Origin of the sequence: Limisalsivibrio acetivorans (assembly GCF_000421105.1) — a bacterium.
Taxonomy (GTDB): domain Bacteria; phylum Chrysiogenota; class Deferribacteres; order Deferribacterales; family Geovibrionaceae; genus Limisalsivibrio; species Limisalsivibrio acetivorans.
The window spans coordinates 1-23,840 of record NZ_ATWF01000001.1 but is presented as its reverse complement, the minus strand read 5'-3'; the positions used below and the strand labels follow the sequence as shown (position 1 = coordinate 23,840).

The window sequence follows — 23,840 nt, the reverse complement described above, 5'->3', positions numbered from 1 at the left end:
AAGTTTACAATTAAATGGGAAAAAAACAAGAAAAAACGTGGTAAGACCAATCAGACCCCAATCCTGTCCTTCTGCTCCCTGTTATACTTGTTCTCAAGGAACTCAATGATCTTACTGGCAACATTAACCCCACTCGCTTTCTCGATTCCCTCCAGCCCGGGGGATGAGTTTACCTCAAGGACAAGGGGCCCCCTCTCCGAACGAAGAAGGTCTATACCGGCAACGGCCAGACCCATTGCCTTGGCAGCGGCGATGGCTGTGGCGCGCTCTTCACGGGAGAGTCTGGTTTTCTCAACGCTTCCGCCACGGTGAACATTGGAGCGGAAATCACCCTCCACACCCTGCCTTTTCATGGCGGCAACAGCTCTGCCATCCACAACAAATACACGGATATCGGCTCCCTTAGCCTCTTTGATGAACTCCTGAACGAGGATATTCACCCTAAGGCCGAGGAAAGCCTCGAGTACTGATTTCGCCGCCTTCTTTGTTTCCGCAAGGACAACACCTATCCCCTGGGTTCCTTCAAGGATCTTGATAACCACAGGCGCTCCACCAACACGGTCTATTACGTCGTCGATATCGTTAGGGGTTGAGGCGAAGGCGGTTTTGGGGATGTTTACCTTCCTGCGGGAGAGGATCTGCAGTGTGCGCAGTTTATCACGTGAGCGAACGATGGCCATGGACTGGTTAGCACAGAAAATGCCCCTCATCTCAAACTGACGGACAACGGACGCACCGTAGAATGTTTTGGATGCGCCGATACGTGGTATTACAGCATCGTAGCCTATCAGCTCCTCGCCGTCGTTATATATTGAGGGGTTGCCGGGCTCTATCATCATGTAAGACTTAACGTAATCAGCAACATGGATCTCGTGTCCTCTTGCTTCGGCCTCTTCAGAGATTCTTCTGGTGGAATAAAGCTCGGCATTCCTTGAAAGTGTCAAAATCTTCATAGCTTCCTCTTCTTTCCGGTCTTGAGTTTATATGAGAGGTTTTTTACTGAAACATCTACAAGGAAGTTGCCGTTGAGCAGGTTTCTTCCTAGAAGTGCAGGGTAGCGCATCTTGGAACGGTTTGTAAGGGAAAACTCAGTTTCGTAAAGTTTTCCGAAGATCTTCACCGTTGTCTGGATAAAATATCTGTTCTGAAGCTCTCCGTTCGAACTGCGGATCGACTTCTCCGTATGGCACTCCATAACTATGGGCTTATCTTTGAACTGAGGGAATGAGTCATCCAAAGGCAAGAAACGGACATACTCCGTATCCTCCTCCACAAAGTACTCTATCATTTCGCAGTGGAGCGAACATGAATCCGCCCCAGTGTCCACCTTAACGGGCAGATTTATAAAACCGAGCTCGGGAAGGTCTATCTTGTCGGTACGACCGATAACAGGAAGTTCCAAGGGCCTTATTCTCCTCAAATCCAAAGGGCAGAATCTATTAAACCTTTTTCCATACGATAGCAAGATAAATAATCATTTGCCAATTGACTTAATCATGTACGTGCAGTAACTAAAATTATGGATGTTTTGATCATAGACAATAACGACAGCTTCACCCGTAATCTGGAACAGCTGATAATCGCAGTATCAGGTGGGACTACAGAGGTGGCTGAGTATTCACGCATACCTGTATTAGACATATTTTCATATGATCATATCTTTATTTCGCCAGGGCCAGGACACCCAAAAGAGTATCCCGTTTATCGGTTCATAAAGGAAATAAACACACCAGTGACAGGGATATGCCTCGGCATGCAGGTAATCAACGAGATTTTCGGAGGTAAAACCGGAAGGCTTGGGCGGGGCATACACGGGAAGACATTACCCTTCGAATATAACGGCGAAACGCGTCAAACAGCAAGGTACCATTCATTATACTGCTCCGAGGTCAGCGACTGCTTCAATATTACATATGACTGCTCATCTGTTCCAATGATCATATCTCATAAGCAAAAACAGATAACCGGCATCCAGTTTCATCCAGAATCATTCATGACAGAAAAAGGGGAGGAATATATTGAATACGTTCTCAGAAGAATACCTCAAGGTGCTCCGCTCAGCTGAGAAGAACGGCGCAGACCTTTTTCTTTCTGCCGAACCTTACAACGAAGGGTGGGGAAACTGGATTCTGGATGACATAGAGGATGAGCTCACGATTACCGAGAAGATTAGTGTCGATGAGATCAAGGATTTTGCTTTTCAAGGTTTCACAGCCGGATGGCTCTCCTACGACTATGGGATGATTCTAAGGGGAATCAACCGTACAAAGAAACCGGAACTCCCCCTAGGCGTCCTTCGAAGATACAGGAATCGCCTGATGGTCAGTGGAGCCAAGTTCACCGGCTCAAAACTTCCAAGACTGGTTTGCAGCAGGATAGATGCAGGCACATCCGAAACTGAATATATATCGATAACAAACAACATAATTGATCATATAAGCAATGGTGATATCTATCAGCTTAACCACGCTGTCCGATTCAATGCCCACCCCGAACTAACTGCATCGTTCATTGACCTTTTTATGAGTAAGCCCTCACCCTACGGGGCACGCTTCAACATGGGTAATCACGATCTATTCAGCCTCTCTCCGGAGCTTTTTCTGGAGGTCGAAGACGGAAGGGTTGTATCAAAACCGATAAAAGGTACCCTGAAAGCATCTCTGCCTGGGTTTTCTGAGTCACACGAACTCACTGACAGTGTAAAGGAGTCCGCAGAGCTCTCCATGATCGTGGATATGGTGCGCAATGATATCTCGGAGCATTGCCAAAACGGCTCCGTGAAAGTTAAGGACCATAAATCTGTATTTCGCATCAACGACCTTCTTCAGATGTACTCGACCGTCACCGGGGTGCTGGACGATAACAGCGATGTTGTTGACCTCCTGCTCACAGCTTTCCCTGGTGCTTCTATAACCGGATGCCCTAAAAAGAGAGCGATGGAACTGATTGACCTTTACGAACCTTTCAGCCGTGGTATATACTGCGGTTCGTTCTTCTTGATTCCGGACAGAAAAAACCTTATTTCTTCAATTGCAATAAGAACAGGTTGCTGGAACAAATCCTCCGACATATTCAGCTACTATGCCGGAAGCGGAATCGTTATGGATTCGAATGCAGAGAACGAATACGCCGAAACAATGGCAAAGGGCAACACTTTCAGGGAGTTTTTTCATGAAGATTTATAATAACGGCAGAATTACCGACGACATAATAGAGACATCCGTAAAGTCACCACACTTCCGCAGCGGAAATGGTTTTTTTGAAACAATATGCTACAACGGCAACGAAATCTGCCACCTTAAAAAGCATATAGACAGGCTCTCCACATCCCTCGCAGACTTCGGGATGGACAAGCCGGATTTCGATGCAGAAAAGGGGATCATGGATGTTATCATCGCTAACAACCTTAAGGATAAGGTATGCAGAGTTAACATTTTCGCCGTTGAATCCCCTTACGGAACCGACATGATCATCACAGCGGAGGAATACGCAGGCTCCCCGGATGTTTTCAAGCTCAACATCCACGACAAATTCCAGATTTCCACCATGAACCGCTACAAATCCACAAGCTGGATGCACCACCAGAACGCCCGCAAGCGTGCTCTGGACGGTGGATACGACGATGCACTCCTAGTGGATGAGCACAACAGAGTCTTCGAAACAGCCACAGCCTCTATTGTGTTCAAGAAGGAAGGCAGATTCATAACAACAACATCCGAAAACCGCCTCGCCGGAATATCCCTCGAACTCCTCAAGGAGCTTCGACCCGTTGAGGAGAAAGAGATAACACTGCGTGACTTCATGGGTATGCAGAACTGCTATGTGCTCAACTCAATGATAGGCATAAAACCTGTGGAAAGCATATCCGTATTCAATTTTGAGGTAGACTCAGAGTCCGTTGAATACATTGCGGATATAATCCTCCAGAGATAGTACACCACAGATCTCTTACACAAATCATACATTTTTTTAACCGGAAGATGTGAAACAGATCTTGACAATTATTTCATGTATGATATATTTCATCATGGAAATTAAAAATATGAAAACGTTAAACATGAACCTTAAACCCTAAACCCGCCAATGAATCCCGACAAAGACAAAAATTAATAATCAAAAGTATATTAAAGAATCCCAAGGAGGATATGTTATGACTTCGCTATCAACTGTGCAGCAGGAGATTGCAAACAAGATAAGCCCTAAGACTGTGATTAAAGACTGGAAAGACTGGAAATGGCAGATGCGCCACTCCATCAAGGATATCGAAACCTTTGAGAGAATGACAGGTATCGATTTCCCCGCAGATGAGCGTGAAATGCTTAAGGAGACCCTCGACAAGTTTCCGCTTGCCGTAACGCCCTACTATCTTTCCCTCATAAATACCGACGACTACAAGAACGATCCCGTATACAAGCAGTGCTTCCCCTCGCCCCTTGAGCTGGACACCTGCAAATCCGAGATGGCGGACCCTCTTAGTGAGGATGCGGATTCACCCGCTCCTGGAATCACCCATCGATACCCAGACAGGGTCCTTCTCCACGTTTCAAACATGTGCGCAATGTACTGCAGGCACTGTACGAGAAAGAGAAAGGTGGGCGATCAGGACTTCATTCCCAACAAGGAAGTTATCGAGGAAGGCCTTGAATACATCAGGAAAACGCCCGTTGTGAGGGATGTTCTCCTCTCCGGCGGCGATCCCTTTATGCTCCATGATGGTGCACTCGAGTGGATCCTCGATGAGCTCTCCAAGATAGAGCACGTTGAGGTTATCCGTATCGGAACGAGGATGCCCGTGGTTCTCCCCTATAGGGTTACAGAGAAGCTCGTTAGCATACTCAGCAAATACGACAACCTGTGGATCAATACCCATTTCAACCACCCTAGGGAGCTCACCGATTCCTCAAGGGAAGCACTTAAGATGCTCGTTAAGGCAGGTATCCCCCTCGGAAACCAGACGGTGCTCCTTGCCGGAGTAAACGACTGCCCCTTCGTTATGAAGAGGCTTGTCCAGAAGCTCGTCAAGAACAGGGTAAGGCCCTACTACCTCTATCAGTGCGACCTTTCCGAAGGTCTTGGCCATTTCCGTACACCCGTGGGCAAGGGTATCGAGATCATGGAATCCCTAAGAGGACACACAAGCGGCTTCGCCGTTCCCACATACGTAATTGATGCCCCCGGCGGCGGCGGAAAGATTCCTGTTGCGCCCAACTACGTAATCTCATGGTCCACCAATAAGATAATCCTGCGTAACTACGAAGGTGTTATCTGCACATACAAAGAGCCCGAATCCTATGAGCAGATTTTCTGCGACAGGGAATGCGAATCGTGCAACCTTGAGCTTAACATCGAAGGAACCGAGGAGATGAACTCCATCGGTATCGAGAAGCTCATGGCGGACTACGAAGAGGAGATAACCCTCATCCCCGCAGATAATGAGAGATACGAGAGAAGAGAAAATGGACAAGATAGTTAAACTCGGCTCAAGTACCGTTCACCACGGTAAGTTTAACGACCGGGTCTATCTTATGAGCATGGCGGACGAGGATGCGGAGAACATAACCGAGATGCTCGGCCAGCTCTGCGATGATAACGACTACTCCAAAATTGTAGCCAAGGTTCCCTCCAGATACACAGCCCTCTTTATACAGGAGGGCTACGAAAAGGAGGCAAGCCTCCCCCTCGGGGACAACGGAGGCTACGTTTTCATGTCCAAGTTCGTTGACCCGGAACGCAGAACAAGAACCGGTGAACTAGACGAGATGAACATAATAGAAACCGCAAAGCAGAAGGTTCCGGACGTTCCCCTTGCGGCATCACTCCCCGCAGGCTATCACTGGAGCGAACTAACAAAAGAGGACGCAGCGGAAGCCGCAGAGGTTTACAGCAAGGTGTTTGAAAGCTACCCCTTCCCCATAAACACTGCTGAATACATCCTCGAAACCATGGAAGATCATGTCCGCTATTTTGGAGTATGGGGGGGCGGAGGCATCGCAGCCCTGTCCTCTGCGGAGATGGACAAAAAGAACAAAACCGTTGAAATGACCGATTTTGCAACACTTCCAGACTTCAGAGGAGCAGGACTTGCACTCTTTCTGCTTGACCGTATGGAGGAAAAAATGGTTGAATCCGGCTACGGCCAGATGTTCACCATCGCCCGGTCAAAATCACCCGGGATGAATATAACCTTCGCCAAGAAGGGTTACTCCTACGGCGGAACGCTTGTGAACAACACAAACATCTCCGGCGGGCTGGAGAGCATGAACATCTGGTATAAAAATGCCGGAGAATAGCCATACTAACGCATCTAACCCTGTTCATAACGATACTTAACCCTATAGCATTATTCCTTTATCTTGCACCGCTCAGAGAGGACCTTGATGAAAAGGTCTTCCTGGCGGTTCTTCTAAAAGCCACCATCATCTCTTTGATGATAAACCTCTTTTTCACTTTTTCAGGGGTCTATTTCTTCGATAACGTGCTTAAGATCTACTTCGACTCCTTCCGGATTTTCGGCGGTATCGTTATGATATCCTTCGCTCTTATGTCGATTATCCAGGGTAAGAAAGGCTTCATCACCATAAAAGGGAGCCTCGACGACCTTGCAAGCGAGATCGCCCTCCCCTTCCTCACAGGCCCCGGAATCATCTCCGTATGCGTCATCATCGGCGCTACTGCAACCAAGATAAACGCCTTGCTCGTTAACGTCCTAGGGCTGGCATTTGCCTATGCTGTTATAGTAGGCCTTCTCTACATCCGCTACCATATCAACTCCCGCAGAATCAAGACAGCATTCGATAAGCTCTTGACAATATTCATGAGGATCAACGGCTTCATCCTCGGAGCCTTCGGCGTGGATATGATAATCAAAGGTCTGCACAACGTAATAATAATTGCATCGGGAAACTGACTCTTAACCTTAAATTAACTGCCCATAACCTATACTCATTTCTAGGCTTGTAAGGGTTTGAAACACTATCTCGAAAGACATTGTAAAGTAAAACCTTTTTAAGAGTGTTACAATTGTTTGAAGTGTACATTTGCTAACACAGTGTGGTTAACGGGGCGGCAATGATTCACGAAGCGATATCATTTATTGAAAGAGAGTATGAGTCTATCCTCAGGGACTCCCTGAGCGTCCTTGAAAAAGCGGGCTTTCTTGAATTCACCACAGCCCGCAGGGAAGATGGTGTTAAAGCTCTCGATCTCATTCTTAAAGCTGTTAAGGATATGATACGTCTCGAAAACAGCGGCGATTTCATAGACATGTACAGCCGAAAGGATATCCTCATGCCCCTTGTTGACGTGGCTAGACGCCACTACACACGTGGTATCACCTTCGAAATGTACTTCACCTGCTTCAAAATAATCCTCCACAGCCTGGAAAACGCCCTGCTCCGCTCGGATATGAGCGATGCGGAGAAGCTGGAGCATATCGTCAATATGCGCAGGGTTGTGGACGCATCGGAAGCCGCTTTTACTGTAGAATGGGCAAACATAAGCTCGGACGAGTTCAACACCATGCTCATGGAAAAAAACCGCAACCTCTCCATGACAAAGTCACGCTACAAAAACATCCTCGAAAGCACCGAGGATATCATAATACTCCTCGATGAAGACGGACTGATCACCGATGTGAACAGAAAAGCGGAGGAGTTCTTCGGAAACGTTTCAAAGGGGAATACACTCCAGCAGCTCCTAGGTTTTGATGATACAGACTTCGAAGGGCTAAAGGCAAGATACTCCGGCAACGTATCCGAGCTCCCCTTCTGCGACACGCATTACCTCTCCCTCCGCCTTATACCCATGGGCAATATCGCCTACGGGCTGCGCAACTACATGGTAATAATACACGACATAACATGCATGGTAGACCACAGGGTAGCGCTCGAAAACGCCGTAAACACACGTACAAGGGAGCTTGATAAATCCAAGCAGTTCTTCAAGTCAATATTCTCCTGCGCCGGCGAAGGGATGCTTATCTTCGACGATCAAATGACCCTCCTACACAGCAACCGCAGAGCATGTGTCCTCTTCGGCGTTGCAGACAGGGAAAACTGCCTCGAGAAACTGAAGGCCGTATTCTCCATAGGCTCCCAGGAGATTCTCAAGGAAACAGCAAGAAAGCTTGATAGAGGTGAATCGTGGTCTGGTGAAATGGATATGAACGGCATCAAGGGAACCTTTCCTGCACTAGCAACGGTAAACCACTTTGATGTTGAAGGGGAAAGCTACTACTCATTCATACTCAGAGACATCTCCGGCTCCAAGGAGATGGAGAAGCAACTGAAAGAGGAGAAGCAGCTCACCGAAGAGAAGAATATAACGCTCAAGAATATTATAAAGACCATATCCGAGGACGAGCAGGCGTATAAAGGTGCTGTCAGCAGAAAGTTGAACGGAGAGGTTCTCCCCCTTCTCGACCGTCTCCACGCCGAAAAGGATGAACGCTCCAGAAGCATGACCCACTCCATCCTCAAAAGCACGCTCAGGTCTATGGTAAACACCTCACCGGCAAAACAAAACGCCGCAATGGGTAAGCTTTCGAAAACCGAGAAGAACGTCTGCCTTCTGATACAGGCGGACTACTCAACCAAAAGGATAGCAGAAGAGATGTGTGTCTCCGTGGAAACGGTTCAGACCCACAGGAAGAATATAAGAAAGAAGCTGGGTATAAAGGATAGAACCGTAAACCTTTATTCCTATTTAAAAACATTAGATTTCAACGGTGGTTAGGATGTTCACCCATAAAGTACCCGAAACATCCCCCATTTTTAACGGCTTTTTCACACTACTTACAGTAGTGTGAGTGACATAGAATAAGTTTAAGGATTTCTACGGCCCGGTTGAGTCCTAGAATGCAATTTATTCCAAGGAGGTCTTATGAGATACCTGTTATCGGTTTTGGCGGTTACGGCCTGTTTGCTAACCTTTACGGCAGATAAGTCGCCCGCTTTTGACGACCCCGGGTTAAACACCCCGGACAGCTGGTCGCAGCACGTCTCTCCCGGTTCCATTAAGGAGAGTTACAACGGTATCGGCATGGGCAAGACCAGCCTGTACATGACACTTACGTCACGCTACAGACTGAGAAGCAGCAACTATGCCGACGACCAGGACTTTTACCAGTACCTTAGAGCCCATACGGACGCTACGGAACTTGGTAATGGAACCATGAGAGTTTCCGCATTTGCACGCTTTGCCGACGATATCGACGGCGAGCAGAATAATGACTGGAGCGACTCGCAGTACTACTACCACAGGGATGCGCTTGATGCAGAGCTGGAATCAAATGACTGGGCTCCCAGACTGTATCACGGATTTGTAACCCTGGACAATGTGGTTAAGAACACGGTAATAACTGCCGGACGTTTCTATCTCGACCACATCAACACCTTCCAGCTTGACGGTGCGGATGCATCTGTAACCGTTATGGAGAAGGTGGAAGTGTACGCCTTCGGCGGTAAACCTGTCAGCTACTATTACGACATAGAAGACGACAGGGTTTACGGTGGTGGAGTTAAGGTAACACCCCTTGACGGAACCACTGTGGCCGTTGAATATGCTAATCTTGATGTTAGCGATATTGAGGACGACTACGCCAGAGCACGCCTTACCCAACTCATCCCCAATGGTAACATCTCCGTTGAGTATGAAGCTCTTGACGAATCCAAGACCCTCAGCGCCGACGCAACCTACGAGATTGCAGCTACAAAAACCATCGTTACAGTAAGCTACAAAGGGCTCCTTGAGGAAGTTGAAGAGGGGGAAACAGACTCATACGTTGTTAACCCGCTCACAAACGCACTCATGCCCGAAGAGGAATACTCCCTCTACAAGCTCTCTGTATACCAGGGGATTTCAAACTTCGCTGCTCTCGGTCTCGGAACCGACCAGAAAAGCGTAAGCGGTGACGAAGGCTTCACAAACAGAAGCTACTCACGCTTCTACGGTAACTTCGACATCTTCGGCATACCCACAGAGAACACCTACATCTCATTTAAGATGGATCTCTGGAATGTGGATGAGAACGACATGGCCGACGAAAACGAAAAGATCCAGTACGGTATTGAGATCAGCCAGCGTATCAACGACAGTATGGATGTATGGCTTGGTTCCTCCTACAACAAGTACGAGTACGACTATGTAAACGACACAAGAAAGGATTCTGTGAGAAGTTACTACATAGGCGGCCAGTACTCACCCACTGATTACCTCAGCTTCCTTGCAGATGTTAACATCGAGGACACCGAATTCTTCGACGATATCGAAGATGATGATCTCGACCGCAACCTCACCGCAGAGCTGTGGGCAAACATTATCTTCTAAGAGTACGACAAGGAGGACGCATGAAAGTCAAATTTCTAATATTATCAGCGATTCTGCTCACTGCTCTTGTGGCTTTCGCAGTGGAATCAAACAAACCCTCCACCCACGATACTTCGTGGATTAAGAGGCATGGACAGGCCAGCAAGGTCAACGGGGAAGAGTGTAAGATGTGCCACGTTGATCAGGTATCCTGTATCAAGTGCCATCAGGAGACTCCGCCCCGTAACCATACCCCCTCATGGACAAAGAAGGGGCACGGTTTGGAAGCTAAATGGGACAGAGAAAGCTGCGCTACCTGTCACAAGGAAGACAGCTGTATCGAATGTCACAGTAGTACTCCCCCCTCCACCCACAGACCCGGTTGGAGAGAGCCTGTGAACAGGCACTGCGACAGTTGCCACTATCCCGTTCAGCAGACAACATGTTTTACGTGTCATAAGAGTGCTCACGCACCAAACACGTATCTCAAATAACCCCGAGTTTATTAAGGAGGACATATATGAGTCTTAAAGAGAAACTGCTCGGAAAAAGCAAGGTCAGCCGAAGAGACTTCCTTAAGGGAGTCAGCGCGGCCGGTGCTACTGCAGCTGTTTACGGCTGTGGGGGCGACGGTGATGCAGGCAGAACCTATATGGAAGAGGACGAAGCATCAAGACCCACGCCTCCCGAGATTTCAGGCACGACTGTTATGGGAGCAACTCCCCATAACTGCGGTGGTCGATGTGTAAGTAAATACTATATCGAAGAGGGCGTTGTTAAGCGTATCGTCACAGACGAGAACGAGGATGTTAACGACCTCGGAACTACAAATAACGATCCCCAGAGACGTTCCTGTGTTCGCTGCCGCTCAAGGAAGCAGTGGTTCTATCGTCAGGACCGTCTTATGTATCCCCTCAAGCAGACTGGCGAAAGGGGCGACGTAAACGGTTTCGTAAGAATATCCTGGGAACAGGCGTTCAGCGAAATCGGCGCAAAGCTCAAGGAAATTGCAGAAGACCCCAACAAAGGACCCGAGACCTTCCACAGAGTTTACGCTTCTGCGGATTCCACTGGTTGGTCCTCAGCCTCCGTTGGCAGACTTTTCAACATGCTCGGCGGTTCACTCCCCTACAGGGATGACTACAGCTGGCCCTCACTCGACCATATGGCCACCTTCGTTGAAGGCGTAGGCTATATCCCCGAGGGAAGCTGCAGACAGGATATCGTGAACGCAGAGCACGTTTTCCTCTGGAGCTACAACGGTCTTGAGGCTGTATGGGGAACCCAGTCCGGCTGGTACCTTGTACAGACAAAAGAGATGGGAATCCCGATGACAGCTGTGGATACAAGGTTCTCCAAAACCGCAGCAACCGTTGCCAATGATTTTGTAAACATCACACCTGGAACGGATGCGGCTCTTCTCCTTGGTATCCTCTATCACCTGCTCACAAGCAGATACTCCGATCTGGACATCGATTTCATCAAAGCCCATGTACACGGTTTCTTCGATGATCCCAGCTCAACCTCTTACCATGACAGCGTAGCAGACGGAACCTACAACGTTCCCGAAGGTGCTTCACTCTCCGCTTATGTTATGGGTAATGAGACTGCACTTGTTGATGCAGGGCTCAACGCCAAGACCTCAGTTTACCCCGATACTATCGGTTACAACGTAAACAGCGAAGATGAGCTCTACGGCAAGAGAACAATGATCTACGGCCAGACTCCCAAGACTCCCGAGTGGGCCGAGAAGATAACAGGTATCCCCGCTTCCAAGATCCGCTCCATGGCTAATACCCTTCTTGATAAGAAGTGTACTATTTGGAACGGTTCAGGCTTCCAGAGAAACACCGAAGCCGAGCAGCCCGTATGGCTTCTCCGCATCATGTCCGCCGTTACCAAGAACTTCGGCGCGGAAGGATGCAGCTACGGTATGCAGAGATGGAGCTGGGTAGGCGGCCCCAGTAACGGTATGTACAACATAGGCTCCAGCGTGGATCTCTCCTCAGACCTCTACGACAGCAGCGAGCTTACCGTTTCAGGCTTTTACTCAAACAGCACCAACTCCGGTACAATCCCCGTCTTCATCTGGCAGGATGCGGTTGACTACGGCGGTACCGGCAAATCACGCTGGAACGACGGACAGATCAAAGCCCTCAAAAAGGGTGTCAAGGTTGTATTCAACTTTGCAGGAAACTGTCTTGCGAACCAGTCCGGTGATGTAAACTACTACAATGAAGTACTTAAGGACAGAAGCAAGGCCGAGCTTCTCGTTACGGCTGACCACTGGTTGACTTCATCCGCCCTTCTCTCAGACTACGTTCTCCCCGCCTCCATGCAGATGGAGAAGCCCGGAGCATCAACAGGCTGGTTCAGTGAAGAGGTTGTGGCAATTAACCAGGTACTCGAAACCCCCGCCGAGGTTAAGAGCGAATACGATATCTGTGCAGGTATCGCAGGCGCACTCGGAAGAGAAAACGAGTTCACCGAAGGTAAGACAATGGAGCAGCGTCTTTCCGAAGGCTGGCAGTCAAGGTACGAAAGCGGCTACTATGACATTACCTGGGATCAGTTCAAAGAGCAGGGTTTATGGAAGCCAGCAGCACCCACTGAGATCTCCTTCAAAGACTTCAGGGACAACCCCTCAGCTAACCCCGTAAGCACTCCTTCCGGTAAGTTCGAGGCATACTCCCAGTTCGTTATGGAGGACTATCAGGCACGCTTCTATGACAACTACGACAGCTTTGGAACACTTGAGAACGGCGGCGCCATCGCAGATGCGAAGAACCCTGCCGGCTCAAACGCCATGAGATTCGTTTATCCGATTCCCATGTATATCCCCCCTGTTGAAGGACGCCACGCAGATGGAAGCCACCCTGATCCTCTTGGTAAAGAGAACAGCGGCTTAGACTTCACGCTCCACACATGGCACCTTATGTACAGATCACACTCAACGCTGAACAACGTTGCTTACATGAACGAGCTTTACAAGTACGACGAAGAGGGCAACCCCGCCTTCCTCCCCGAGACAAGAGAGCCCGCCAAAGACAAGGCTCCCACAACTTGGGAAGATGGAGCATACGAGAGCGTATGGCTTAACCCCATCGATGCAGAAGCAAAGGGCATCAAGACGGGTGACAGGCTCAAGATCTCCAACGGAAGAGGTGCTATCCTCGTTTCAGCGATTGTAACCCAGCGTGTTCCCTCCAAGGTTGTTTATATCGGACAGGGAAGCTGGCACTATGACGAGAACGGCGTAGACGTAGGCGGATGTGCAAACACCCTTACCCATGCAAGACCCGCAAGGATCTCCCAGGGTATGACACTCGCAAACGACTGCCGTGTCAAAATCGAGAAAGCGTAATAATCGGAGGAAACGATGGCTGATAAACAGTATGCATTTTATTTCGACCAGACCCGCTGCATGGGATGTAACGCCTGTGTAGTTGCATGTAAGGACTGGAACGATGTAAAGCCGGGTCAGGCCCGCTGGAGAAGACTCACCAGCGAGGTAGCCGGAACCTTCCCTAGTGTGGAAGTATTTAACCTCGTTCTCTCCTGTAACCACTGCGTAAACCCTGCTTGTACCGCTTCCTGCCCCGTTGGCGCTATCTATAAGCGTGAAGAGGACGGAATCGTTATCGTAGACAGGGACAAGTGCCAGGACATCAGAGCATGTGCAGTTGCATGCCCCTTTGATGCTCCCCAGTTCGGCGATGAAGTCAGTGAGCCCGTTTCAAAGGCTTCCTGGGCCGTTGAACACCCCATGCAGAAGTGCACCTTCTGCTGGGACAGATGGGAAGAAGGCAAGAAGCCCGCATGTGTAACTTCTTGCCCCAACAGAGCACTTGATGCAGGTACAGTTTCCGAAATCAGGGCGAAGTACCCCAACGCCGTTAGAACGGTTCAGGGATTCCCCGAGTCTGACAGGGATCAGAACGGAAACACTCTTGAATCAGGGGACACCCTTCCCAACATATATTTCAAGCCCAAGAGCTAGTCTCTAACCACACGCACGGGCGCCCCTTTCTGGGGCGCCCACCTATTTTATTTAGTATGCAGGGGTGAAAATGATTACCGGCATAACAAGGGAAAATCTGAACAGCATAACCGACGAAGAACTAAAGAAAGACGCAGAGCGCTACGTATATATATACGAAGACTTCATGGATTTCGTCTCCGAATCGGGGATGGATGAAAGCAGGGATAATGATAACACCGAAGAGCTTATTAAACGGCTCAGGGATAAAGGTGCTGGTGTCAGGAACTCCGGCACAAGCGTACACCACGGCGAGATATCCCCTGCCTGCATCGATTGCCGAACCGGTAAGGGTTCAAGAACGATCTTCTACTCACTCCTGTGCAACAGGGACTGCTTCTTCTGTGCAAACATGAACCAGGAGCATTATGACCATTTCATTAAGCACAGGAACGATGCCGTTGCAGAGCTGGACAGTTACGGAAAGGCCGAAAAGCTCTCCTCCATAGGCCTCACAGGGGGTGAGCCACTCCTGCTCCCCGAGCAGACCATCGCCTTCTTTGAGCATTCTAAAAAGAACTACCCCGATGCCCATAGACGGCTTTACACCAATGGCGACCTCTTGGATGCCTCCACCGTCGAAAAGCTCAAGAATGCAGGCCTTGATGAGATACGTATAAGCATTAAGATGGACGAAGAGGGTTACGATACATCTGTCCTTGAAAAGCTAGAGCTTGCCTCAGGGGAGATACCCTCGGTTATGGTCGAGATGCCAGTTATTCCAGGTACATTTGAGCAGATGAAGGGCCTCCTTGATAAAATGGAGGAGATAGGATGCACAGGGATAAACCTACTCGAGTTCCTCTACCCATGGGTTAACGAAGAAATATATAAGGAACGCGGCTACAGGATAAAGAATCGTCCCTACAGGGTGCTGTATTCCTACCAGTACGCCGGCGGTCTCCCCATCGCAGGAAGCGAGGAGGAGTGTCTCATGCTGGTTGAGTACGCCATGGATAAGAAACTCAGCCTCAACGTTCATTACTGCTCTCTGGAGAACAAGCTCAGCGCACAGGTATACACCCAGAACAGCGGTATCAGGCTAATGCCCTTTGAATACCGCTCGGAGAACGATTTTTTCATCAAAACCGCAAGGGTTTACGGAAAGAACACCGATCGTGCCCTTGAGATTTTTAATAAAACAGACTTCAACGACTATGAGGTCTCCCCCGATAAACGCTTTATCGAGTTCCATCCCAGAGCCGCAGGGCTTCTTGATGACGGAACAGAGATAGGGCTCACCTACAACGTTGTAGAAGAAGGGGAGCAGGGAAAATATATGCGTGAGGTCAAGATAGACCTCATAAAACCGGAAACTTTTATTTTTAAAACAGATGCCTAAGGAGTAGCTATGGAAACCTCTGAACTAGTAAGCCTTAACAGGGGCAGAGACGTTATTTTCAATTACCTGTCGCAGTGTTTCGGCGACATACCCCAGAAGTCCTTCGAGGAGATGGGAATAAATATCAGAACATTCATCAAGGAGATTGCGGACAATTCCGGCAATGAGGATATGAGTAAGGGAGCCGATCTAATGTGCGCCACATTCGCAAGTATTGTGGATATGAGCAGCGAACAGCTCGAAGAACACAGGCTAAAACGCTCCAAGGACTACACAAAGCTCTTCATGCTCGGCAAAGGGATAATCCCCTACACCGAATCCGCCTACTCCTCCGAAGAAAGGATGATCAAGCAGGAGCCATGGAAACAGGTTAAGAGGATATACGCTGATAATAAACTCAAGATCGTATCCGACAGGAAGGAGCTTGAGGACCACATAGCCATCGAGCTTCTCTTCATGGGAACGATGAGCAAGAAGAGTGCGGATGCCTTCGAAGCGGACGATTTCGATACCGGAGCCGAAGCTCTCCAAACCCAGCTTGGTTTCTATGAAACCCATCTTAACCGCTGGGCCGGTTCATTCTGTAATGATATAATCGGCCGGTCCGATGAACTGCTTACAGACTTCTATGTGGGAGCCGCCCTCTTCATGCGTGGATATTTAGCAGAGGACTACTCCTTCCTTAAGGAACTGCTGGAGGACTAAGCAAAATGAATATTTCGGGCAGACTGCTGGAGAAGTTCGCAGAGACCCTCGTTATAAATAAATCCGCCTGCGTGAGGATGCGCCATAAGAATGCCGCCTGCACCAAATGTATTGATGTATGCCCTTCGGGCGCAATATCCATAGGCAAGGTGGGCGGAAGAATCTCCATTGACTGGGCCATATGCAGGGACTGCAGGCTCTGCTCCTCGGTCTGCCCTACTTCTGTTTTTGTTCCAAGAACCCACGACCGCACAAAGCTTTATGAAGAAACAGCGGAGATGATCCGCAAGAAAGGCTCGGTGGAATTCCGATGCAGAGAGGCAGAGAAGGACAAAAACGGAGAGAGTGTACGTGTTGAGTCCTGCGGAGCTGTGAACCTCTCCACCCTTCTCTGGGCTGCCTCCAGAGGAGCCGAGAGGATACACCTGCACACGGGAGACTGCGGAGAATGCGACATAAAGCTGTGCTCCGAGCTTTTCTCCGATACTGCTGGAGAGCTGGAGAAGATCTACGCCGAGGCGGATAAGAATCTCCCCCAGCTCAGCCTTGGAAATGCCCCCCTTGAGACGACGGAAGGGGCAGAGACCAATGAAAAGCCCAAAGGACTGAAGGAGCGGCTCGCGGCCTCCAACGAGAGATACAGCCGGCGTGAGTTCATGGGTCTTTTCAAAAAAAGGGCCAAGGAAACCCTTGGGGAAACCCTTGTATACATCAACGAGAGCGAAAGCAAAAGTACACAGCTTTCCCAGAGGGAAGCGGCAAAATCATCCCGCAGACTCTTTGTGGAATCTCTCCATAAGGTAGTTCCGGAGGGCACTTCCATCGACACAGTCGGCATGGAGCACCTTAACTCCGTTGAGATCGATCAGGATAAATGCAAGACATGCGGTGTCTGCTCACGCCTATGCCCCACGGAGGCACTGACAGAGGAGCGGGACACCGTTAAGGGAAGGAGCGTTTGCACCGGCATAACCGTTAACTCGGCTTACTGCGTCGGGTGCGGGCTCTGTAAGATGGGCTGTTTCTACGATGCCGTATCCCATACGGATAGATTACACCTGTAGGTTTTACACCTTGTTCAATTAGTTGGAAGGGGCTCCCGTTTTGGGAGCCTTTTTCTTTTTATACGAGTATAATACCTTTTAATGACGTCCTTGCGCTGCTTCTGAGATACGTCCTCTCGTCTGTATAGCGAACATACATCCCCCCTCCTCTGGGAGATGCCTGATAGGCGTTAAACTCCGTTTTATCCGTTACTTCATGCCAATAGGAGCTTAGGATGCAATGGGCAGAACCGGTAACCGGATCCTCATTGATGCCGATGGCGGGTGCGAACATCCTTGAGACAAAGTCGTAGTCCTTTGACGGGCAGGTTACTATAACACCATCGGGGATAGCCTTGGCGAGCTTTGTCATATCCGGTTTCAGCTCTACAAGCTCCTTTTCACTGCCAATCCTGACAAGGTGCATAAAGCCGGATTCGCCAATGTATTCAACATCTGCACCGATGGCCTCATCAAGCCCTTCGGGCATCTCACCCCTGCTGATAACCCCTGTGGGGAAATCCAGAATTATCTCATCCCCGCTGTACTCCGCTTTCAGCTTTCCGCTCCTTGTACTGAATTCAACGGTTCTGCCGTCCGTTAGCCCTTCCTCACGCATAATATGAGCTGTAGCAAGGGTTGCATGGCCGCAAAGGTCTACCTCCACAAGAGGGGTGAACCAGCGCAGAATCCTCTCGCCATTCTTCAGATAGGTGAATGCAGTCTCAGACTGCCCCATCTCCATGGCAATACTCTGCATCAATCCTGCATCCAGTTCTGTTTCGGTGATACAAACCCCGGCGGGGTTCCCCTTGAAAGGCTCTTTAGTAAAAGCATCCGCAATGGATATATTAAGCTTCATTACTTCCTCCGTACACATGAATGATACAGGGCATTTTCCCATTAATAAATATGCAGTTTGGACAAAATATTATGTTATATTGTATACTGTTATTTCGGAGGAGATATGGATATCAGTGATCTTTTTTCTTTACACAGACTTACCTACAGCGGTGGAATAACCCTTGAAGAAAAGGAGAATAATGCTTCAGAGTTCCGGAGCGATTTCCTGCGTGATCACGACCGGATTATCTACTCAAACCCCTTTCGCAGACTCTCCAAAAAGACACAGGTACACCCCCTCTCACAAAACGACCATGTGCACAACAGACTCACTCACAGCCTTGAGACGGCAACTGTGGGTCGTTCACTCGGATATAGATTCGGAAAATGGCTAATCGACAACGACCCGGACTTCCCCTACTACCCCCATGACACCGCATCGATAATCCAGACCGCATGCCTTGCCCATGATATAGGGAATCCGCCCTTCGGCCATGCTGGTGAAGAGGCGATAAAGAACTGGTTTAAAGAGAGAATCGAGTCGACTCCCGACCTTTTTGAAGAACTGAGCGATGAGCAAAGGAATGATTTCACCCGCATAGACGGCAACGCCCAAAGCTTCCGTATAGTTAGCCAGCTGGAGAACTACCCCTTCGAAGGTGGAATGCGTCTCACAGCAACCAGCTACGCTGCCATGATAAAATATCCATGGGATTCCGGACACCCCACAGCAATTGAGAAGGATAAGTTCTGCTTTTACCAAGGGGATTTAGATATAGCCCGCCTCATCTTTGAGCACTTCGGGCTATATAAGAATGGGGTCTTCAAGCGGCACCCCCTCTCATACCTCACAGAGGTATCCGACGACATATGCTACGCACTGCTCGACCTTCAGGATGCTGTGGAACTCAAGCTTATACGGATAGAGGATGTAAAACACATATTCAGAGATATATGCGGAGAAGAACGGCTCAAAAATGTTCTGGACAACTCAAAACTAAACGACGCAAAAAAAGTGGGGCACCTGTGCGGCATAGCTATAAATGACCTTACCCTCCACGCATTCGATGTTTTCATCGATTGCCTAGAGAATGAAAGGTTCCAAAAGGATCTGGTGAGCTCTTTTACAAGAGAAGGCTTTAAGGAAGGGCTGGTCGAGGCAAAAAGGTTCGCCGCTAAGAATATCTACACAGAGAAAAGGAAGCTTGAGATAGAGATAGGCTCCTTCCTTGTTATTGAAACACTTCTGGAAGAGTTCATAACAGCCGCCCATGCGTTCCATACCTCGAAGAATCCCGGAAGTAAAACGGAGAGACTGCTCAAGATGATGGACGAGTGCCGGATGGAACAAAATTCCACCCTATACTCAAAGTACCAGCGTGTTCTTGACTACATAATCGGCATGACAGACAACTACGCAACATACATAGCCGGCCAGCTGAGGGGTATACATTTTTAGCAGAGCGGAAGCTTTATTGTAAACACAGCACCATCTGAATCGTTATGAACACTTAAGCTACCGCCCATATTTTCCTCTATAATCGTCTTGGACATATAAAGACCAATACCGGTACCCTTATCCCCTTTCGTAGTGATATAGGGGGCAAAGAGTTTATCTGGAAGCAGATCAGAGGGGATTCCACCAGCATCATCCCTTAACTGTACAACTGCACCATCACCTTCCTTATATATTCGTATACTGATGCGCCCTCGTTTATTCTTTTCATAGGCAGCATCCTTAGCATTGGTAACCAGGTTTAGAATAACCTGCTTAAACTCGTTGCACAGACTGCAGACTTTCAAAGAACTATCCCCATCGATTCCGCAGTTTATGTTATACTTGTCGAGCGTAGACTGCATCAAACGAACAACGTCCTCAACGCTGTCACGTATAGAAAACTTAACCTTGGCCTTATCCGGCTTGAAGAAGTTTCTGAAATCATTCATGGTGGAGTCCATAAACTCAATGGTTTCCATCGTCTCCTTTGTATAGGATGATATTTCATCCATATCAATACCGTCCATCTCCGCCTCATCCTCAAGAAGCTGAACACGAAGCCCAAGGACATTAAGCGGCTGTTTAAGCTGATGGGTGATCGCCCCGACCATCTCACCCATGGCCGCCATTTTCGACTGCTGCACAAGAAGCTCCTTCTGAAGTTTATGCTCCTCGGTGAGCTTCATCCGTTCGGCAACTTCCTGCTCAACTTTCTGAGAGAGCCTCGTATTAAACTCCTCCAGCTCCTCTCGAAGCTTTATATCTTCGGTCATATCAGAGAATGTGGCTACCGATCCGCTCACACGACCTTTCTCGATAAAAGGCGTGCTTTTGACTCTTGCAATAAACCGTTCACCATTCTTTTTGATAAAAACTTCATCACCGCTGTAGCGGTTTTTATCGATAATTGTCTTATATATCGGACATTCTGCAAGAGGTACGCTACCTCCCCCATCGGTATGGACGTGGAATAGTTCATGAGCTGAAGAACCAAGAAGCTCATCCTTGGAAAAACCGAGCATCTGCTCCATACTCTTGTTGGCGTATACTATTCTGCCCTCTTTATTCATGAGGTAGAGAGCATCGTCCATGGTCTCGTATATATCTTCAATTCTCTTTCTCTCCCTATTCTTCTCCTCCCTGTTTCGTAAATATTCAAAGATGAGCATCGATGCGATTACACAGCTTACAATACCCACCCAAAGGCTTACGCTATAGCTCTGGTTCATGGAAGCAAGGATTTCTGATGTTTCATAGCCCACAAGGTAACCGGCGTTCTTACCCTCAACATCATTAACAGAAGTCAGTGTCACTATATAGCTCTTCGAGCCAGACTTAACCATTACTGCTCCGGACTGTCTTTCCGAAAGAAGCTCCTGTATCTTGCTGTTATTCTTCAATTGCACAGAAAGATTCTTGTACCCCTCAGCAAGGGGAAGAGCAGAATCAGGTAATGTGTTGTCGGGATCTTCCAGCCAATAATTGCTACTAACTGGCCATGGCTCATGAAGACCTTTCTGTTCTTTGAAAAGCCTCGCCTCAAGCTGACCAGCGTTAATTACAAATTGAAACTCTCTTTCTGGAAGAAGGTTAGCAGTTTCCTGGCGTATTAACTCGAATGGAACGCTTAACTCAACACTTCCCAGGTGTTTACCTTCCGATATGAGCGGGTATACTGTTCGAAATCCTGAAACAACCTTCCCTGCTTCAAATCCACGTATTACACGCTTTTGAGTATTTGCCAAATATACGGAATACCTTGCAGAAATAAGATTATCGCCGAACTTTTCAGGCTTATGAAAACGCAACAAACTGTTTCCGTTAGGCATATGGAAGTGCAGCTGGCGGATGCCTCTTTTGCTTATACGCTCATAAAATTCGTACAGATGCCGGTATAGTTTAATCCTTGCTGAACGTCTGTGGCTATCATTCAGAGAGCTCTCTATAATTTCTACAACTTCTTTACGATTTACAAGCTCCTCATACCATGTCTGGACACTGTCATAATGCATCCGAACAGAACCTTTCCAAGCAACTTCCTGTCTTGCAGAATTAAGTTTAAGGATTGTTTTGATCTGACTTTTATAGCTTGAATGCAAAACAGCATAAAAAACAATGATAAGAATAAAGCATAATAATACAAATTCTGAAATGCGTTTGAGATGGGTCATTATTCACCCATTTCAAGCATAAAACTAAGGTTGTCGTATGAACCATTATCAACAGCTTCAAAACCATACCTTCCAATATCCCAATGCTTACGCTCATCTTCATCCAGCTTCAGTAGTCCGTTAACCAAAGTATCAATCGCCTCCGCCTCCATTGTCCCTGTATTTACAACTAACGCAAAACCTGGCAATGGCGGTGTCGATGCAATAATATTTAGACCCAGTTCTTTGAATCTTTCAGCTGTCGTGTCCTTTATCCCACCAACGTCAAATTCACCACGAACAAGCGAGAGAGCCACGCTCTCATGACTGCATAAATAATCGTGTATAGAGTCTTCAATTTTGATACCATAGTCTCTTAGAAGCCAAAAGGTACTTAGTGGACCGCATGTTGAAGATTCTTGAGTGAGTGCAACTCGTACAGGCCTAATTGTACGCAGCGCATCCCTGTCGGAAACACCGTCTAAAGGTGAGCACAATGTACAGCGATACCTTGCATTACCATTATTGTTTTTGAATAGAAGAACCGGCTCCGAAGTATGTGTATTCTGCTGCAGCTTAATAACAGGGAGAGGGCCAAGGTAGGCTATATCTATATTACCCCTGGAGAATTCATTAATTATATTGTCATAGTTTTTATGGTAAACAATTTCAACTTCTGCGTTCAATATTTTACGAATACTCTGAATAAGACCCATATTCTTAGATATTGTACTTTTTGAACTCTCTGTGGGTAAAGGAGCGTAATGATATATTCTCTTAGCGTATGATTTGTTGCTTAGCACTATAATAAATAATATGAAAGTAACCAGAATAAGATTTATTTTCTTTATATGATTCATATTAATCAATCCTGCTTGTTGATTATTATGTACATTAGCACATAGATTCAAGTCTCACAATATTATTTATTTGTTCGGATTGTTTCTTTTGATTAACAAACTACTTTATTGTACTACTTGTAAGTGTGGAGGATGTAAAATCCTGAGGGGATAGTTTTATGTACTTTTCTAAAATGCATGTAGCGCTAAAGCGTAAAAGAAAGTGATTAGTGACTAGTTTCGGATTTAATAATGTAAAGGATTATGACTAAGAGGAAGTTTTTAGGGAAGACTTACCCGTAGAATCCACTTAAAAACCCATTTTGAAACACATATAAAGGTTGATATAATAAAAGGCTTCCAGGGATGGAAGCCCTGAAGTGAAAATTATGGAGCTGTGCTTCATAATTCGTAACGGAAGTAAGCGTAGCGAAGGCTTTGCCGAGCGCAACGGCAGGGAAACTCTCAGGATGTTGAATTTCCCTGATTGTATTGTTGTTTAGGGTAACTTTTTAGGGAACAAAGTTCCCCTAAGACCCCTCAAAAACCCATGTAGTATATAATGGTTTTATAGAATACAGCTTTCCATGGATGGAAAGCCTGAAGGCGGGAGGAAGAACAGCTTTGCTGGCCTGACGAAGCCGGAAGTGAGTGAAGCGAAGGCTTTGCCGAGCGTAGCGTCAGGAAAATTCTCAGGATGATGAATTTTCCAGATCAATTAGGAAGGAAGCTCTGAAGGCGTAGCTGAATTGGCTTTTCCGGCATACAAACGCAAAAAAGCCGCCCTACGGCGGCTTATATATATGAAGCAGAACGTCATCGCTCTGCCTATGAAAGCTATTTAAGTTGATTAAGACAGATACCTCATTAATCTGAGGTAGAAAGGTTTAGTTAATGGATGTTGGCTCTGGCGGAGTTAAGAGGGCAAAGTCTCTTTACCAGAACAACAATGGAATTTCCCAATTTGTATGGACGGTAAATCCCATACATATATCCAGATATAAATAATCCCTGGCGGCGTCCTACTCTTCCACATGTTACCTTCATGCAGTACAATCGGCGCAGGAGGACTTAAC

At 47.6% G+C, this 23,840-nt stretch carries 20 protein-coding genes and 1 pseudogene; 15 read left to right on the top strand and 6 right to left on the bottom strand.

Annotated elements, in window-relative coordinates; all coding sequences use genetic code 11:
• Nucleotides 1-50 precede the first annotated feature (50 nt).
• Nucleotides 51-953 carry a 30S ribosomal protein S6--L-glutamate ligase gene (rimK, locus tag K300_RS0100100; protein WP_022849618.1) on the bottom strand — a complete coding sequence of 301 codons (903 nt, stop codon included), beginning with the start codon at nt 951-953 and terminating at the stop codon, nt 51-53.
• Entirely contained in the window at nt 950-1,402 is a 453-nt protein-coding gene (locus K300_RS0100095; protein WP_022849617.1) for an ATP-dependent zinc protease family protein, read from the bottom strand. Before K300_RS0100095 ends, rimK begins: the two co-directional genes overlap by 4 nt.
• 117 nt (nt 1,403-1,519) lie before the next feature.
• Between K300_RS0100095 and K300_RS0100090 the strand changes: the two genes are divergently transcribed.
• The 14 genes from K300_RS0100090 to K300_RS0100025 all read left to right on the top strand — a co-directional run bounded on the left by K300_RS0100090 (nt 1,520) and on the right by K300_RS0100025 (nt 17,455).
• Nucleotides 1,520-2,065, top strand: a complete 546-nt coding sequence (locus K300_RS0100090) for an aminodeoxychorismate/anthranilate synthase component II (protein ID WP_022849616.1) — start codon at nt 1,520-1,522, stop codon at nt 2,063-2,065.
• Entirely contained in the window at nt 2,019-3,185 is a 1,167-nt protein-coding gene (locus K300_RS13995) for a chorismate-binding protein (protein WP_022849615.1), read from the top strand. Before K300_RS0100090 ends, K300_RS13995 begins: the two co-directional genes overlap by 47 nt.
• Nucleotides 3,172-3,933, top strand: coding sequence for an aminotransferase class IV (locus K300_RS0100080; protein ID WP_022849614.1), 762 nt, complete (start codon nt 3,172-3,174; stop codon nt 3,931-3,933). The genes K300_RS13995 and K300_RS0100080 overlap by 14 nt, the downstream gene beginning before the upstream one ends.
• Before the next feature lie 217 nt (nt 3,934-4,150).
• A complete protein-coding gene (gene kamA / locus K300_RS0100075) occupies nt 4,151-5,473 on the top strand; it encodes a lysine 2,3-aminomutase (RefSeq protein ID WP_026836205.1) in 1,323 nt (440 codons plus the stop codon).
• Entirely contained in the window at nt 5,433-6,290 is an 858-nt protein-coding gene (ablB, locus tag K300_RS0100070; protein WP_081646834.1) for a putative beta-lysine N-acetyltransferase, read from the top strand. The genes kamA and ablB overlap by 41 nt, the downstream gene beginning before the upstream one ends.
• Nucleotides 6,287-6,907 (top strand): MarC family protein, encoded by a 621-nt coding sequence (locus K300_RS0100065; RefSeq protein ID WP_081646833.1) that lies wholly within the window; start codon nt 6,287-6,289, stop codon nt 6,905-6,907. The genes ablB and K300_RS0100065 overlap by 4 nt, the downstream gene beginning before the upstream one ends.
• A 161-nt stretch (nt 6,908-7,068) precedes the next feature.
• The gene (locus tag K300_RS0100060) at nt 7,069-8,733 is read left to right on the top strand and encodes a PAS domain S-box protein (protein ID WP_022849612.1); all 1,665 of its coding nucleotides are present in this window, start codon (nt 7,069-7,071) and stop codon (nt 8,731-8,733) included.
• A gap of 147 nt (nt 8,734-8,880) precedes the next feature.
• Nucleotides 8,881-10,326 carry a hypothetical protein gene (locus tag K300_RS0100055; protein WP_022849611.1) on the top strand — a complete coding sequence of 482 codons (1,446 nt, stop codon included), beginning with the start codon at nt 8,881-8,883 and terminating at the stop codon, nt 10,324-10,326.
• A 20-nt stretch (nt 10,327-10,346) separates the two neighbouring features.
• On the top strand, nt 10,347-10,799 hold the full coding sequence (locus K300_RS16460) for a hypothetical protein (protein WP_081646832.1): 453 nt from the start codon (nt 10,347-10,349) through the stop codon (nt 10,797-10,799).
• Between the two features lie 26 nt (nt 10,800-10,825).
• Nucleotides 10,826-13,669, top strand: coding sequence for a molybdopterin-dependent oxidoreductase (locus tag K300_RS0100045; RefSeq protein ID WP_022849609.1), 2,844 nt, complete (start codon nt 10,826-10,828; stop codon nt 13,667-13,669).
• Between the two features lie 15 nt (nt 13,670-13,684).
• The gene (locus K300_RS13990) at nt 13,685-14,305 is read left to right on the top strand and encodes a 4Fe-4S dicluster domain-containing protein (RefSeq protein ID WP_022849608.1); all 621 of its coding nucleotides are present in this window, start codon (nt 13,685-13,687) and stop codon (nt 14,303-14,305) included.
• Between the two features lie 70 nt (nt 14,306-14,375).
• Nucleotides 14,376-15,686 carry a radical SAM protein gene (locus K300_RS0100035; RefSeq protein ID WP_022849607.1) on the top strand — a complete coding sequence of 437 codons (1,311 nt, stop codon included), beginning with the start codon at nt 14,376-14,378 and terminating at the stop codon, nt 15,684-15,686.
• Between the two features lie 9 nt (nt 15,687-15,695).
• Complete coding sequence (locus K300_RS15810) at nt 15,696-16,391, top strand: TorD/DmsD family molecular chaperone (RefSeq protein ID WP_022849606.1); 696 nt, start codon at nt 15,696-15,698, stop codon at nt 16,389-16,391.
• Between the two features lie 5 nt (nt 16,392-16,396).
• Entirely contained in the window at nt 16,397-17,455 is a 1,059-nt protein-coding gene (locus tag K300_RS0100025) for a 4Fe-4S binding protein (protein ID WP_022849605.1), read from the top strand.
• A gap of 58 nt (nt 17,456-17,513) precedes the next feature.
• On the opposite strand, the gene K300_RS0100020 is transcribed toward K300_RS0100025, so the two are convergent.
• Nucleotides 17,514-18,296 carry a PhzF family phenazine biosynthesis protein gene (locus tag K300_RS0100020; RefSeq protein WP_022849604.1) on the bottom strand — a complete coding sequence of 261 codons (783 nt, stop codon included), beginning with the start codon at nt 18,294-18,296 and terminating at the stop codon, nt 17,514-17,516.
• 105 nt (nt 18,297-18,401) lie between these two features.
• Between K300_RS0100020 and K300_RS13980 the strand changes: the two genes are divergently transcribed.
• Nucleotides 18,402-19,736 carry a deoxyguanosinetriphosphate triphosphohydrolase gene (locus tag K300_RS13980; RefSeq protein ID WP_022849603.1) on the top strand — a complete coding sequence of 445 codons (1,335 nt, stop codon included), beginning with the start codon at nt 18,402-18,404 and terminating at the stop codon, nt 19,734-19,736.
• On the opposite strand, the gene K300_RS0100010 is transcribed toward K300_RS13980, so the two are convergent.
• The 3 genes and pseudogenes from K300_RS0100010 to K300_RS0100005 form a co-directional block, all read right to left on the bottom strand.
• The gene (locus K300_RS0100010) at nt 19,733-21,175 is read right to left on the bottom strand and encodes a PAS domain-containing sensor histidine kinase (protein ID WP_347336498.1); all 1,443 of its coding nucleotides are present in this window, start codon (nt 21,173-21,175) and stop codon (nt 19,733-19,735) included. The genes K300_RS13980 and K300_RS0100010 overlap by 4 nt on opposite strands.
• 225 nt (nt 21,176-21,400) lie before the next feature.
• A pseudogene (locus tag K300_RS17140) lies at nt 21,401-21,787 on the bottom strand (cache domain-containing protein); the annotation flags it as partial.
• Between the two features lie 158 nt (nt 21,788-21,945).
• Complete coding sequence (locus tag K300_RS0100005) at nt 21,946-22,785, bottom strand: PhnD/SsuA/transferrin family substrate-binding protein (RefSeq protein ID WP_022849601.1); 840 nt, start codon at nt 22,783-22,785, stop codon at nt 21,946-21,948.
• Nucleotides 22,786-23,840 lie beyond the last annotated feature (1,055 nt).